This window comes from Shinella kummerowiae, from assembly GCF_009827055.1.
GTDB lineage: Bacteria > Pseudomonadota > Alphaproteobacteria > Rhizobiales > Rhizobiaceae > Shinella > Shinella kummerowiae.
In genome coordinates this window covers 135,780-150,308 of sequence record NZ_WUMK01000004.1, presented here as the reverse complement: position 1 = coordinate 150,308, position 14,529 = coordinate 135,780, and the positions used below count along the sequence as shown (strand labels likewise).

Annotated in this window: 13 protein-coding genes; 8 read left to right on the top strand and 5 right to left on the bottom strand. The window is 63.8% G+C overall.

Annotated features, from left to right (window positions below; translation table 11 throughout):
- Nucleotides 1-7 precede the first annotated feature (7 nt).
- Both recG and GR138_RS11545 read left to right on the top strand, forming a co-directional pair.
- Entirely contained in the window at nt 8-2,113 is a 2,106-nt protein-coding gene (recG, locus tag GR138_RS11550) for an ATP-dependent DNA helicase RecG (protein ID WP_160859415.1), read from the top strand.
- A 75-nt stretch (nt 2,114-2,188) separates the two neighbouring features.
- Nucleotides 2,189-2,404 carry a hypothetical protein gene (locus tag GR138_RS11545; RefSeq protein WP_160859414.1) on the top strand — a complete coding sequence of 72 codons (216 nt, stop codon included), beginning with the start codon at nt 2,189-2,191 and terminating at the stop codon, nt 2,402-2,404.
- Between the two features lie 36 nt (nt 2,405-2,440).
- Here the strand turns inward: GR138_RS11545 and GR138_RS11540 are convergent, their stop codons facing one another.
- From GR138_RS11540 to GR138_RS11520, 5 genes are all read right to left on the bottom strand, one after another.
- On the bottom strand, nt 2,441-3,151 hold the full coding sequence (locus GR138_RS11540; protein ID WP_160859413.1) for a DUF502 domain-containing protein: 711 nt from the start codon (nt 3,149-3,151) through the stop codon (nt 2,441-2,443).
- 35 nt (nt 3,152-3,186) lie between these two features.
- Entirely contained in the window at nt 3,187-3,681 is a 495-nt protein-coding gene (locus tag GR138_RS11535) for a GNAT family N-acetyltransferase (protein WP_160859412.1), read from the bottom strand.
- Complete coding sequence (glmS, locus tag GR138_RS11530) at nt 3,678-5,504, bottom strand: glutamine--fructose-6-phosphate transaminase (isomerizing) (protein ID WP_160859411.1); 1,827 nt, start codon at nt 5,502-5,504, stop codon at nt 3,678-3,680. Before glmS ends, GR138_RS11535 begins: the two co-directional genes overlap by 4 nt.
- 138 nt (nt 5,505-5,642) lie before the next feature.
- Nucleotides 5,643-7,022, bottom strand: a complete 1,380-nt coding sequence (glmU, locus tag GR138_RS11525; protein WP_160859410.1) for a bifunctional UDP-N-acetylglucosamine diphosphorylase/glucosamine-1-phosphate N-acetyltransferase GlmU — start codon at nt 7,020-7,022, stop codon at nt 5,643-5,645.
- A gap of 79 nt (nt 7,023-7,101) precedes the next feature.
- The gene (locus GR138_RS11520) at nt 7,102-8,751 is read right to left on the bottom strand and encodes a sodium-dependent inorganic phosphate transporter (RefSeq protein ID WP_160859409.1); all 1,650 of its coding nucleotides are present in this window, start codon (nt 8,749-8,751) and stop codon (nt 7,102-7,104) included.
- Between GR138_RS11520 and GR138_RS11515 the strand changes: the two genes are divergently transcribed.
- Genes GR138_RS11515 through GR138_RS11490 form a run of 6 tightly spaced genes read left to right on the top strand, consistent with a single transcriptional unit; the run spans nt 8,732 to nt 14,504 of the window.
- Nucleotides 8,732-9,031, top strand: coding sequence for a hypothetical protein (locus GR138_RS11515; RefSeq protein WP_150129881.1), 300 nt, complete (start codon nt 8,732-8,734; stop codon nt 9,029-9,031). The genes GR138_RS11520 and GR138_RS11515 overlap by 20 nt on opposite strands.
- A gap of 3 nt (nt 9,032-9,034) precedes the next feature.
- Nucleotides 9,035-10,924, top strand: coding sequence for a peptidylprolyl isomerase (locus GR138_RS11510; protein ID WP_160859408.1), 1,890 nt, complete (start codon nt 9,035-9,037; stop codon nt 10,922-10,924).
- A gap of 16 nt (nt 10,925-10,940) precedes the next feature.
- Nucleotides 10,941-11,963, top strand: a complete 1,023-nt coding sequence (gene trpD, locus GR138_RS11505) for an anthranilate phosphoribosyltransferase (RefSeq protein ID WP_160859407.1) — start codon at nt 10,941-10,943, stop codon at nt 11,961-11,963.
- Between the two features lie 8 nt (nt 11,964-11,971).
- Nucleotides 11,972-12,787, top strand: coding sequence for an indole-3-glycerol phosphate synthase TrpC (gene trpC / locus GR138_RS11500; protein WP_160859406.1), 816 nt, complete (start codon nt 11,972-11,974; stop codon nt 12,785-12,787).
- On the top strand, nt 12,787-13,281 hold the full coding sequence (gene moaC / locus GR138_RS11495) for a cyclic pyranopterin monophosphate synthase MoaC (RefSeq protein WP_160859405.1): 495 nt from the start codon (nt 12,787-12,789) through the stop codon (nt 13,279-13,281). The genes trpC and moaC overlap by 1 nt, the downstream gene beginning before the upstream one ends.
- Nucleotides 13,281-14,504, top strand: coding sequence for a molybdopterin molybdotransferase MoeA (locus GR138_RS11490; protein WP_160859404.1), 1,224 nt, complete (start codon nt 13,281-13,283; stop codon nt 14,502-14,504). The genes moaC and GR138_RS11490 overlap by 1 nt, the downstream gene beginning before the upstream one ends.
- Nucleotides 14,505-14,529: the final 25 nt, after the last annotated feature.

Genomic DNA, 14,529 nt, shown 5'->3' with positions numbered 1-14,529 from the left:
GCCGGTCATGCGTCCTGCCCTTCTTGATCCGCTCTTCGCACCGCTTTCCTCCCTTCCGGGCATCGGCCCGAAGCTGGGAGACCTGTTCGCGCGCCTGCTCAACCAGGAGAGCATCGACGATTGCCGCGTCATCGACCTCGTTTTCCATTTTCCCCACAGCATCGTCGATCGCCGCAACCAGCCGGGCATCGCCAACGCGCAGCCCGGCGTCATCGTGACGATCACCGGCCGCGTCGATCGCCACCAGCCGCCGCCACCCGGCAGATCGAACCAGCCCTACCGGGTCTTCCTGCATGACGAGACGGGAGAACTGGCGCTCACCTTCTTCCGCGCCAAGGGCAACTGGCTGGAAAAGGCGCTGCCGATCGACGAGACGGTGGTCGTCAGCGGCAAGGTCGACTGGTTCAACGGTCGCCCCTCGATGGTGCATCCGGACTACATGGTCCGGCTTGGCGAAGCGGATAACCTGCCGCTGGTCGAGCCGGTGCACGGGCTGACCGCGGGTCTGACCTCCCGTGTGCTGCGCAAAGCCGTCGAAGCGGCGATCGCCCGCGTGCCGCACCTGCCGGAATGGATCGACCAGACATTGTTGCAGCGGCAGGGTTTTCCCTCCGCCTTCGATGCCATCCACCGCCTGCATGATCCACGCGACGAGACGGACCTCGACCCGCAGGCCCCTGCTCGCCGCCGGCTTGCCTATGACGAATTTCTGGCCGGCCAGATTTCGCTTGCCCTCGTGCGCCAGCGCCTGCGCAAGGTCGCCGGCCGGCCGGTCGTCGCAACGGGCGCGCTCAGCAAGCCAGTCACCGGCGCCCTGCCCTTTTCGCTGACCAACAGCCAGCAGGCGGCCATCGCCGAGGTGCTCAAGGACATGGCGGGCGAACAGCGCATGCTGCGTCTCCTGCAAGGCGATGTCGGCGCCGGCAAGACGGCGGTGGCGCTGATGGCCATGCTGGCAGCCGTCGAATCCGGCGGGCAGGCTGTGCTGATGGCCCCAACCGAAATTCTTGCGCGGCAGCACTTCGCCACGCTGTCGCGCATGGCCGCACCGGCCGGCGTGACGATTGATGTGCTGACCGGGCGGACGAAGGGCCGCGAACGGGACGCGATCCTCGAACGCATCGCCTCGGGTGAAACGCAGATCGTCATCGGCACGCACGCCCTGTTCCAGGACAATGTTGTCTACAACGACCTTGTGTTGGCCGTCGTCGATGAGCAGCACCGGTTCGGCGTACACCAGCGCCTGCGGCTGACCGCAAAGGGCATCTCGCCACATATGCTGGTGATGACGGCGACACCCATCCCCCGCACGTTGGTGCTAGCGGCCTTCGGTGACATGGACGTGTCCAAGCTCACGGAGAAACCGGCCGGCCGCAAGCCGATCCAGACGGTCGTGGTGGCGCAGGAGCGTGTCGGCGAGATCGTCGACCGGCTGCGCGCGGCCCTTGCCGAAGGCAAGAAGGCCTACTGGATCTGCCCGCTGGTCGAGGAATCGGAAGAAAGCGACCTGATGTCCGTCGAGGAGCGGCATGCGACGCTCGCCAGCGTCTTCGGCCCGGCCGCCGGCCTCGTGCACGGCCGGATGAGCGGGCCGGAGAAGGACGCGGCCATGCTCGCCTTCAAGAGCGGCGAGACACGGCTGCTGGTGGCGACGACTGTGGTGGAGGTCGGCGTGGACGTGCCGGATGCCACCATCATGGTCATCGAACATGCCGAGCGCTTCGGGCTCGCCCAGTTGCACCAGTTGCGCGGCCGTGTCGGACGTGGCGACGAGGCGTCAAGCTGCATCCTGCTCTACAAGGGGCCGCTCAGCGAGAATGGCAGGGCGCGCCTCTCCATCCTGCGGGACACGGAGGATGGCTTCCGCATCGCGGAAGAGGATCTCAAGCTGCGCGGCGAAGGCGAACTGCTGGGAACCCGGCAATCCGGTACGCCGGGCTTTCTGGTGGCAAGTCTCGAGGCGCATGGCGACCTGTTGGAAATCGCCCGCAAGGATGCGGCCTATGTGCTGGAGCGCGATGCCGACCTGACGAGCGGGCGTGGCGAGGCGATCCGCACCCTGCTCTATCTCCACCGCCGCGACGAGGCGATCCGCTTCCTGCGCGCCGGGTGACCACAAAATCGTGATTTCGCCGATACCGGATGTAAAGGCATAATTGTTTTGCATAAGCGAAGAAGGAGAAATGCCATGAAGACAGTTCTCATAGTCGCAGCAACGCTTGGCCTCTCGGCATCAGCAGCCTTTGCGGACTGTGCCGGCCACAGCAAGATCAATGCGGCCGCAGACGTTGACAAGACGATTACGACAGCAAGCGTCGCCACCACGGAAAAACAGTCTCGTCTTCCCGCAGAAGCGGATCCGATCATCATCGAAGATCAAAAAGACCTGCCGGCTTCAAAATAAGCCGTTCGAGCCGTTCCTGCCGGGACGGCTCGCCTCTTATCCGTTCTTTTTCTTGGCTTTCGCCTTTGCCTTGCGCTGCTCTTCGCTTTCCAGCAGTTGCAACGTCTTTTCCGGTGGCGTGACCAATCCGACCGAAATGATCAGCTTGGCGGCATCCTCGGCACTCATGTCGAGCGGCACGAGCTTTTCGCGCGGCACATAGACGAGGAAACCCGCCGTCGGAAACGGCGTCGGCGGCAGGAAGCAGGCGACCATGTCCTTGCCCATCGCCTTGAATTTCGACGCAATCTCGCCGCGCGCATCCGTCGCCACGAAAACGATCGCCCACAGACCCGGGCCCGGATATTCGATCATCGCCGCCTTGTTGAATGACGTGCCCTTGTCCTTCAGCACCGTCTCGAAAATCTGCTTCAGGCTCTTGTGCACCGTGCGCACCAGCGGCGTGCGGTTGAACAGCGAATCGCCGAATTCGACGATCGTCCGGCCGATGAGGTTCTTGCCGAGAAAGCCGACCAGTGTGATCAGCACCAGCGCCGTCAGCAGGCCGAAGCCGGGAATGGCGAACTGGACATAGCTTTCCGGGTTATACTGCGCCGGAATATAGGGTTTTACCCAGCTGTCCGCCCAGCGGATAAACGTCCAGGTCAGCCATATGGTAATGGCGATCGGCGCGCAGATGACGAGGCCCGTCAGAAAGTTGTTGCGCAGCCGCATGGCAAGCGACTGTCTCGGAAGAAGTTCGGTCATCGGATATCCAGCGTGGGGCGAGCGTGGGAGGCCGCTCAGCCGTAGAAATCCGGATGATAGGAAACGGTTCCCCCGCCGTAAACCGGTGAAAATGCCACACGCATGAAATACTCCGGCGGCACACCGTTCAGCGTCAGTTTCGGATCGGCCTCAAAGCCGAAACGGCCATAATAGGCGGGATCGCCCAGCAGCACGCACCCCGTCGCTCCGAGCGTCTTCAACTGCTTAAGCCCCTCACGCACCAGCCTGCCGCCGATCCCCTTGCCCTGCAGGGCCGGGTCGACGGAAATCGGGCCGAGACCGTACCAGCCCGCGCTGCCATCGGAGACCGTGACCGGCGAGAAGGCGACGTGGCCGACAACCGCGCCATCGAGCTCCGCGACAAGCGAGAGCGTCAGGACACCGGCTGCCCGCAGGCGGTCGATGATCAGGTGCTCCGTGCCATCGGCATGCGGAGCAGTTCGGAACGCCGTTTCAGTCAGGGTGCGGATGGCGTCGACATCGGCCGGCTGCTCGGGCCGGACGATCATTCGACCGTCACGGACTTCGCAAGGTTGCGCGGCTGGTCGACGTCGGTGCCCATGAACACCGCGGTGTGGTAGGCGAGCAGCTGGATCGGCAGCGAATAGATCATCGGCGCGATGATCTCGTCGACATTCGGCAGGACGATCGTCGCCATGGTTTCCAGCTTCGACGCGGCCGCCCCCTTCTCGTCGGTGATGAAGATGATCCGGCCACCGCGGGCCGCCACTTCCTGCATGTTCGAGACGGTCTTGTCGAAGAATCGGTCATGCGGCGCAATCACGATGACCGGCATGTTCTCGTCGATCAGCGCGATCGGTCCATGCTTCAGCTCACCGGCGGCGTAACCTTCGGCGTGGATATAGGAAATTTCCTTGAGCTTCAGCGCGCCTTCCATCGCCAGCGGATAGCTGGTGCCGCGACCGAGATAGAGCACGTCCTTGAACTTGGTGAGCTCGCGGGCAAGCTGCTCGATCGACGGCTGAATGGTGTTCAGTACGCTCGCCATAATGCGGGGCATCTCGGCGAGGTAACGAACGAGGTCCTTCTCTTCCGCCTCGGTGATCGTACCGCGCGCCCTGCCCGCACTGATCGCCAGCGCGGCCAACACCGTCAACTGGCAGGTGAAGGCCTTGGTCGAGGCGACACCGATCTCCGGGCCGGCGAGAATCGGGAAGACCGCATGCGATTCGCGGGCGATCGTCGATTCCTTCGTATTGACCACGGCGCCGATCTTCAGGCCGTGTTCCTTGCAATAGCGCAGCGAGGCGAGCGTGTCGGCGGTTTCGCCCGACTGGGAAATAAAGAGGGCTGCCGAGGCAGGGTTCAACGGGATTTCGCGGTAGCGGAATTCGGATGCAACATCGATTTCGACCGGCAGGCGGGCATAACGCTCGAACCAGTATTTTCCGACCAGGCCAGCGAGATAGGCCGTGCCGCAGGCGGAAATGGCAAGGCTCGGCACATTGGCGAAATCGATATCCGCCGCGACGGGACGAACCGTGTGCTTGAGGAAATCGACATAGTGGCCGAGCGCGTGGGAAATCGCCTCCGGCTGTTCATGGATTTCCTTTTCCATGAAGTGACGGTGATTACCCTTGTCGACGAGATAGGCAGCGGCGGAGGAGATCTGTCGCGGGCGCTCGACGCGGTTGCCGTCGGCATCGAAAATGTGCACGCCCTCGCGGCCCATCACGGCCCAGTCGCCGTCGATGAGATAGCTGATATCGTTGGTGAACGGCGCAAGCGCGATCGCATCGGAGCCGAGGAACATCTCGCCTTTGCCGTAGCCGACGGCCAGCGGCGGGCCGTTGCGGGCGGCCATGATGGTCGACGGATCGTCTTCGAAGATGACCGCGAGCGCATAGGCGCCCGTGACGCGGCGCAGCATCGCATGCATCGCTTCGCGGCGGCCGAGGCCCTGCCGGAGATATTTTGCGACGAGCTGCGCGACGACCTCGGTGTCCGTCTGCGTCGCGAAGGTCGCACCTTCGGCCGTCAGCTCATCTTTCAGCTCAGAAAAATTCTCGATGATGCCGTTGTGGACGACAGCGACGCCATCGACGAAATGCGGATGCGCGTTGCCTTCCGTCGGAGCGCCGTGCGTTGCCCAGCGGGTGTGGGCAATGCCGATGACGCCGGCCAGCGGTTCTTCCCCGAGCCGCTTCTCCAGATTGACGAGCTTGCCCTCGGCGCGCCGGCGCGCGAGCTTTCCGTCAACGATGGTGGCCACGCCCGCGGAATCATACCCCCGGTATTCAAGGCGCTTCAGGGCATCGACGAGCCGAGCCGCGACAGGCTGGTTTCCAACGATCCCGACAATTCCGCACATAAGCCGCTCCGCTCTTTCGAATGGTTTTGATTTCGTTCTTTTCGTAGAGATTTTTTACCGCAGCGCAACACGCCCATGCTCACTTTCAATTGCAAGCATTAATGTGAAACACGTGTTGTAACGGGGCAGATGCGGCGGCTATTCGGCCGCCTTCGTCTTCGCATCCTTGAGCGCCTGGTTACGCGCGCGGATGATGGCGGCCCGCCCGGGCTTGTTTTCCTGCCGGGCGCGGCCGAAGGCGACCGCGTCGTCCGGCACATCTTCGGTGACGACGCTGCCCGACGCGACATAGGCGCCGTTGCCGATCGACACCGGTGCGACGAGCGACGAATTCGATCCGACAAAGGCGTTGGCGCCGATGTGGGTTATGTGCTTGTTGATGCCGTCGTAATTGCAGGTGATCGTTCCCGCGCCGATATTCGTCTTGGCCCCAATGACCGCGTCACCGATATAGGTCAGGTGGTTGACCTTGGCGCCCGCACCGATCTCCGCTTTCTTCACCTCGCAGAAATTGCCGACCTTCGCACCCTCGCCGAGATTTGCGCCCGGCCGCAGCCGCGCATAGGGGCCGATTTCCGCATCCGCCGCGACATGGGCGCCCTCGATATGCGAGAAGGAATGGATGACAGTACCGCTCTCGATGGTCACGCCCGGGCCGAAGACGACATTCGGCTCGATCGTCACATCCCGCCCGATCACCGTGTCATAGGACAGGAAGACGGTTTCCGGCGCGGTCATCGAAACGCCGTCGATCATCATTTCATGCCGGCGACGCTGCTGCCAGAGCCGTTCGATGACGGCAAGTTCGGCACGTGTGTTGCAGCCGGTCAGTTCCTCCTCCGGCGTTTCGACGGCGATGGCACGGCCGCCTTCGGCCCGCACGATCTCGACGATGTCCGTGAGATAGTACTCGCCCTTGGCGTTGCTGTTGCCGATCCGGTCGATCAGATCGAGCGCCTTGCGGCCGTCGATCGCCATCAGGCCACCATTGCAATAGGTGATGGCGCGTTCGGCGTCACTCGCATCCTTGTGCTCGCGGATCGCCAGCAGTTCGCCGTTTTCGATGAGCAGCCTGCCGTAACCGGTCGGATCCGCGGTTTCGAAGCCGATGACGACCACATCGGCGCCGGCTGCAAGGCCATCCCGCGCGGCGATCAACGGTGTTTTGGTGATAAGCGGAGTATCCCCGAAGACGACGAGCACGTCGTCATAGCCCTTGGCGATGGCCGCTCGCGCCGCAAGCACCGCATGCGCCGTGCCGAGGCGTTCCGTTTGTATATGGACGGAGCTTGTGACCGCAGCGTTCTTCGCCGCCGCTTCGACTTTATCCGCGTCGCGGCCCAATACCAGCGCGATATCGGAAATACCGGCCTTGGCGAGTGCATCAACGACATGGGCGATCATCGGCCGGTTGCCGACCGGGTGCAGGACCTTCGACTGCGACGACTTCATACGCATGCTTTCGCCCGCCGCGAGAATGACGGCCAGGCAATTGCGCTTCGTGCGGTCTGGAGTCATGAGAATCCTCTTTCATTCGAAATCGATGGCGTTCCTTAGCAAAAAGCCCCCCAAAGAGACAAAGGGATTTCGCACCCGCTCATTTGGTGTTGCTGCGCAGCCGGCTTTCCGTCAGCAATCCGCTCTCGTCGAGGATCGGATAGGCGACCGACACCAGATGGGCATTCACCCGCTTCAGGTCGCGCAGGATGTCGAGATGCAGCGAACTGGTCTGGAGACTGTCCAGCCGGCCGTCGCGCAACCGTTCGAGGTGGCGTTCGGAGGATTGTTTCTCCATGCGGCGCACATCGACCTTCACCTCCACCAACTGACGCGCCAGGCCGGAATCCCGCGTGACGAAAATCGTCTGGGCGATGCGCAGGTTCTCGATCGTCAGGTTGAAAAGGTTGGCGAGCTCCTTGTAACCGTCGTCGGAAAATTTCAGCCCGTTGACGATCTTCTTCCGCACCTGCTCCTGAAGGCCCTTTTCGATGATGTCGCCGACATGCTCGAGGTTGATCGCGTAATCGATGATGACGATCGAGCGGGCCGCCGATTCGCCGCCCACGCCCTGCCTGCCAAGCCGCGAGAGATAGATCTTCACCTCCTGCTGCAGGGCATCGACCTGGCGCTCCAGCTCGGCGACATCTTTCAGCGGCGCGAGATTGTTGTCGTTGAAGGCCCGCATGGTGCTGATCAGCATGGATTCGATGATGTCGCCGACCCGCAGCACTTCGCGAGTCGCGCCGGAAAGCGCGATCACCGGCGTCGAAAGCGCGGTATCGTCGAGGTATTTCGGCCCGGTTTCCGGCTGCTTCTCCTCCGGAACAAGCTTTTCCATAAGGAGTGACAGTGGGCTGGAAAGCGGCCAGAGCACCATTGCGACGGCGATGTTGAAGACGAGATGCACGTCGACCGGCAGTTTTGCGGCAGGGACCGGCAGCATCGCCAGCAGTCCGGCAATCTGCCCCGCGAAGGGAAGCACGACAAGACACCCCACGCCGCGAACCAGAAGATTGCCAAGCGTGACCCGGCGCGCGGAGGCTGCGGCTTTCAGCGTCGCGATGACCGGCGGCACGGCGCCGCCGAGATTGGCACCGAGCACGAGGATGACGGTCAAAGCGGGGGAAAGAATGCCCATGGATGCGAGCGACAGGATCAGCACGACGACCGCAAGGCTCGACGAGGAAATGATGGCCAGCACGGTGGAGAAGGCGAGCGCTGCCGGCCAGGCACCGTCGAGAAGCTTCAGGAATGCGGCGAGCGCCGGCGACTGGCGCATCGGCTCCGTGGCAAGGCCAAGCAGATGCAGGGAGAGCAGCATCAAGCCAATGCCGACAAGCGCCGAACCAAGGCCCTGCCGCGCGGTGGAGCTGCTCGATTTATAAAGCACGACGCCGACCAGGATGATCAGCGGTGAAATCGATTCGATGCCCGTCGCCACCAGCCAGGCGGTGACGGCCGTGCCGACATTGGCACCGAGCAGCACGATCTGCGCCATCCGCGCCCGCACCAGATTGCGCTCGACGAAAGAGGCGATCATCAGGGCCGTTGCCGTAGAACTCTGCAGGGCGACCGTCGCGACGAAACCGGCAAAAAAGGAGCGGAACGGCCCGCGCGTGCCAAGCGCCAGCCCGGAGCGCAGTTTGACGCCGAAGGCCCGCGTCATGCCGTCCTTCACCTGCGCGAGACCGAACAGGAGCAGCGCGACCGCGCCGAAAAGGTTGATCATGACGATTGTAGATTCCACCTTTGTTATCCTCCTCCACACCCCGGTCGCGAACGGACTCACGGCGGTGATCACGCATCCGAGCATGAATTTTCAAATTATGACAGTGGAATTCGTCGGAAATCTGCCAATAATTTCAAAAAAATTTGGTTTGCCGGCAAAGGAAATCGAAGCAAAGCCCGCTTGTGTGCGAGCGGTTATTTTGCGCAGCATTGCAAGCACGTTGCGCACTTCAATTCCCGTGAACTTTCCTTTAAGAGACGATTTCCGGCCGCATGGCCGCGTTCATGAGGAAATTTAGACGATGCTCGACGCCCTGAGACGCGCCTCCCAGACCTGGGTGGCAAAAGCCCTGCTGATCGTACTGGTCGGTTCTTTCGCAGTTTGGGGCGTTTCGAGTTCGCTTGTTACCGGCGCGTCGAACGCCGTCGTCACAGTCGGGGACGTCAAGGTCTCGCCGACGGACTTCCGTTTGGCCTATGAGCGCCAGGTCGCAACGATGTCGCAGCGCTTCGGCACGCGGCTCACCGCCGAACAGGCTCGCGCCTTCGGCGTCGAGAACCAGGTTTTTGCCGAACTCGTTGCGGGTGCGGCACTCGACCAGCTTTCGCGCGACATGAACCTCGGACTCTCCGAAGGCCGCCTCGCCCAGCTGATCGCCGACGATCCGGCCTTCCGCGGCGTCAATGGCCAGTTCGACCGCATGGCCTTCTCGTCCGTGCTGCGCAATGCGGGCCTGCGCGAGAACGACTATATCAACAACCGCAGCCAGGTGGCGATCCGCACCCAGGTGGTCGAAGCCGTTTCCGATGGTTACAAGGCGCCTGCCGTGCTGACCGAAGCGCTTCGCCAGTATCGCAACGAAGCGCGCACCATTGACTACCTGCTGTTGAGCAATGCCAATATCGACCCCGTCAAGGCGCCGGGCGATGACGTGCTCGCGCCCTGGTTCGAACAGAACAAGGCGAAGTATCGCGCACCGGAATACCGCAAATTCGTCTATCTCGCGCTCGAGCCGAAGGACATCCTGGACACGGCCGCCATCACCGACGAGGCGCTGCAGGCCGACTACGAGAAGAACAAGGAAAAATACCGCACGCCGGCAACCCGCACGATCGAGCAGCTGACCTTTGCCGACCGCGCCGCTGCCGATGCCGCCGCCACGAAGCTTGCCGCCGGCACGACCTTCGACGCGCTCATCACGGAACAGGGCAAGACCCCGGCCGACGTGCTGCTCGGCGATTTCACGAAGGCGAACGTCCCGGACCAGAAATTCGCGGAGCCCGCCTTCGCCGTCGCTGCGGATGGCGGCACGACGCCGGTCATCGACGGCACGTTCGGTCCGATCATCCTGCGCGTGACGAACATCCGCCCGGAAGTGCTGAAGTCCTTCGACGAAGTAAAGGAAGAACTGCGCAACGAGCTGGCGCTTTCCGAAGCGGCCGACGGCATTCTTGCCGTGCATGACCGCATCGAGGACAGCCGCGCCGAGGGCCTGACTCTTGCCGAGGCCGCCGCCAAGAACAACCTGAAGGCCGTGACGATCGAGGCGATCGACGCCCAGGGCAACGACCAGAAGGGCGAGGAAATCAACGGCTTGCCGGAAAAAGCCGCCCTTGTCGGCGAAATCTTCAAGACGGACGTCGGCACGGAAACCCAGCCGGTCAATGTCGGCCGCGAAGGTTATGCCTGGTTCGAAGTGCTCGACGTGATCCCGGATCGTGACCGCACGCTCGACGAAGTGCGCGACCGCGTCGTTGCCGATTGGACGGCCGAACAGCAGCGCCAGGCGCTCGCCACGAAGGCAGGCGAACTGGCTGAGCGTGTCCGCAAGGGCGGCGACCTTGCCGCTATTGCCGGCGAACTCGGCATTGCCGTCGAAAACAAGATCGGTCTGCACCGTGGCGCGCAGGATCCGGTGCTCGGTCCCGCCGCAGTTGCGGCGGCCTTTGCCGGCCCTGTCGGCCATGTCGTCAACACGCCGGGCGTCGATGGCGAAGGCCAGATCCTGCTGAAGGTGACGGAAGCCAACGCGGATACGGCAACCGACGCGCTCTCCAACGACGAGCAGCAGATCGCCGCCGTCGCCCGCGCCAGCGGAGACGACATTCTCGACCAGATGGTCAGCGCGCTGCAGACGGCCTACGGCGTCTCCATCAACCGCACGCTCGCCGAACAAAGCATCGCGCGGTAAGGGAGACGGGAAATCCATGTCCGACCTGAAACCCTATATTGCCAAAGTCGCGGCGGGAAACCATCTCGACCGCGAGGAGGCGAGAGGCGCTTTCGAGATCATCATGTCCGGCGCCGCCACGCCCTCGCAGATCGGCGGCTTCCTGATGGCGCTGCGCGTGCGCGGCGAGACCGTGGACGAGATCTACGGCGCCGTCGGCTCGATGCGCGCCCGCATGCTGCCGGTCACCGTGCCGGCGGATGCCATGGACATCGTCGGCACCGGCGGTGATGGTGCAGGGACCTACAACATCTCGACACTTGCTGCGATCATCGTCGCCGGCGCCGGTGTGCCCGTCGCCAAACATGGCAACAGGGCGCTCAGCTCCAAGTCCGGCACGGCGGATGCCCTCTCCTGCCTTGGCGTCAAGCTCGATATCGGCCCGGCCGAGATTGCCCGCTGCGTCCACGATGCCGGCCTCGGCTTCATGTTCGCCCAATTGCACCATCCTGCGATGAAGCATGTCGGCCCGTCGCGCGTCGAACTCGGCACGCGCACGATCTTCAACCTGCTTGGTCCTCTGTCCAATCCCGGCGGCGTCAAGCGCCAGCTCCTCGGCGTCTTCTCGCCGCACTGGCTGGTGCCGATTGCCGAAGTGATGCGGGACCTCGGCTCGGAAAGCATCTGGGTCGTGCACGGCGAAGGCCTCGACGAGATCACCACGACCGGCACGACGCAGGTCGCGGCACTCGAGGACGGCAAGATCCGCACCTTCGAACTGACGCCCGCCGATTTCGGCCTTCCGCAGGTGAAACTCGACGATATCCGCGGCGGTGACGGCGCGCACAATGCCGCCGCCCTCCTCTCGGTGCTCGGCGGCGCGCACATGCCCTATCGTGACATCTCGCTTGCCAATGCCGCTGCCTCGCTGGTCGTGGCCGGCAGGGCGCAAACGCTGAAGGACGGCATGGCGCTGGCGACGGAAGCGCTCGAGAGCGGCCGCGCCCGCGCCGCACTGGAGCGTCTTGTCACGGTTTCCAATGAAGGCCAGGCGGAGTAGGATTGGCCATGACCGACATACTGAAGAAGATCGAAGCCTACAAGCTGGACGAGATCGCCGCCGCCAAGGCGCGTGTCACCCCCGCCGAGCTTCGTGCCCGCATCCGCGACCAGCAGCCGCCACGCGGCTTCTTCGCAAGCCTCAAGGACAAGAAGGCGAAAGGTCGGTTCGGCCTGATCGCCGAGATCAAGAAGGCAAGCCCCTCGAAGGGCCTGATCCGTCCGGATTTCGATCCGCCAGCGCTGGCAAGAGCCTATGAGGCCGGTGGTGCCGCCTGCCTCTCCGTGCTCACCGACACGCCGAGCTTCCAGGGCGCACCGGAATTCCTGACCGCCGCGCGTGAAGCATGCGCCCTGCCCGCGCTGCGCAAGGATTTCATGTTCGACAGCTACCAGGTGCTGGAAGCCCGCGCCTGGGGTGCGGATTGCATCCTGCTCATCATGGCATCGCTCAGCGACGACACCGCGAAAATGCTGGAGGATTCCGCTTTCTCGCTCGGCATGGACGTGCTGATCGAGGTGCATGACGAGGAAGAGATGGAGCGCGCGCTGAAGCTGAAATCCAAGCTCGTCGGTGTCAACAACCGCAACCTGCGCACCTTCGAGGTCGATCTCGCCGTTTCGGAAAAGCTCGCCGGCATGGTGCCGGACGACAAGCTGCTCGTCGGCGAAAGCGGCATCTTCACCCATGCCGATTGTGAGCGCCTCGGCAAGGTCGGCATTTCCACCTTCCTCGTCGGTGAAAGCCTGATGCGCAAGGATGACGTCGCGGCCGCGACCCGTGAACTCCTGACCGGCTCGGCCGGCATGCTGGCGGCGGAATAATGGCCGGGACGGCTGACACGCTGACCCATATCGATGCCTCCGGCGAAGCCAACATGGTCGATGTCGGAGACAAGGCCGAAACCGTCCGCATTGCCGTCGCCGAGGGTTTCATCCGCATGGCGCCCGCGACGCTCGATCTCATCCTCAAAGGAGACGCCAAGAAGGGCGACGTGATCGGCACGGCGCGTCTTGCCGGTATCATGGCCGCCAAGCAGACGTCGAGCCTCATCCCGCTCTGTCATCCGCTGATGCTGACAAAGGTCGCGGTGGATATCCGCGAGGACCGCGCCCTGCCCGGCCTGCGCGTTGAGGCCATGGCGAAGCTGACCGGCCGCACCGGCGTCGAGATGGAGGCACTGACCGCCGTCAGCGTCGCGTGCCTCACCATCTACGACATGGCAAAGGCCGCAGATCGCGAGATGGAAATCGGCGGCGTCCGGCTCCGCGAAAAATCCGGTGGCCGCTCCGGCGATTACAAACGCAGAGACGCCTGATGTCCCTTCTTCCCGTTGCCGATGCCCTCGATCGCCTGCTCGCCGGCGCAAGCCCTACGCAGCGCACGGAACAGGTCTTACTGCATGACGCACAGGGCCGCGTGCTCGCCGAAGATATCGCCGCACGGCTGACCCAGCCACCCTTCGACAATTCCGCCATGGACGGTTACGCCGTCCGCCATGCGGACATTGCCGAACTCGGCTCCGTCCTGACGGTCATCGGCACCTCAGCCGCCGGGCATGCTTTCGATGGCTCCGTCGGCCCCGGCGAGGCCGTGCGCATCTTCACCGGCGCGCCGCTTCCGGCCTCCGCCGAGACCGTGCTCTTGCAGGAAGACGCCGAGGTGCTGGAGGGCGGGCGCATCCGCACGACCTTCCTCACGCCGAAAGGCCGCCATATCCGCCCGCGCGGCCAGGATTTTTCCGAAGGCGACGTCGTGCTGAAGACCGGCGACGTGCTCGATGCCGGCCGCCTGACGGTCGCAGCGGCCATGAACCATCCGGAACTGACCGTCTACGCCCGCCCGCGCGTTGCCCTGCTTGCCACCGGCGACGAACTCGTGCCGCCGGGCACGCCGCCCGGCGCCAGCCAGATCATCGCCTCCAACACCTATGGTGTCTCCGCCCTCGCCCGCGAGGCCGGCGCGGAGGTGATCGACCTCGGCATCGTCCGGGACGACAAACAGGCGATCCTCGACGCCGTGCGCAACGCGCTGTCGCTCGACATCGACGTGCTCGTGACGCTCGGCGGCGCTTCCGTCGGGGATTTCGATCTCGTTCAGCCCGTGCTTGGCGAAGCCGGCATGGAACTCGACTTCTGGCGCATCGCCATGCGCCCCGGCAAGCCGCTGATGGTCGGCCGCCTTGGCGCCATCCAGGTCGTCGGCCTGCCCGGCAATCCGGTGTCGAGCCTCGTCTGCTCGCTGCTCTTCCTCGAGCCGCTTGTCCGCCATCTCGCCCGCCTGCCTGCGCGGAACCGGCAGCATCCAGCCATTGCCGCCGTCGCGCTCAAGGAGAACGACCAGCGGCAGGACTATGTGCGGTCGCGCATCCACCGCGCCGCTGACGGGACTTACCGCGTGACGCCGTTCGAAAAGCAGGATTCCTCGATGATGAAGCTGTTCGCCGAATCGGAAGGCCTGCTCATCCGTGCGCCGCATGCGCCGGCAGCGCCGGAAGGCATGAACTGCGAGATCCTGCTGATCCGCGAGCCGCAAGGCTGAGCCGGCGCTTTCGGGCAGCCTCGGC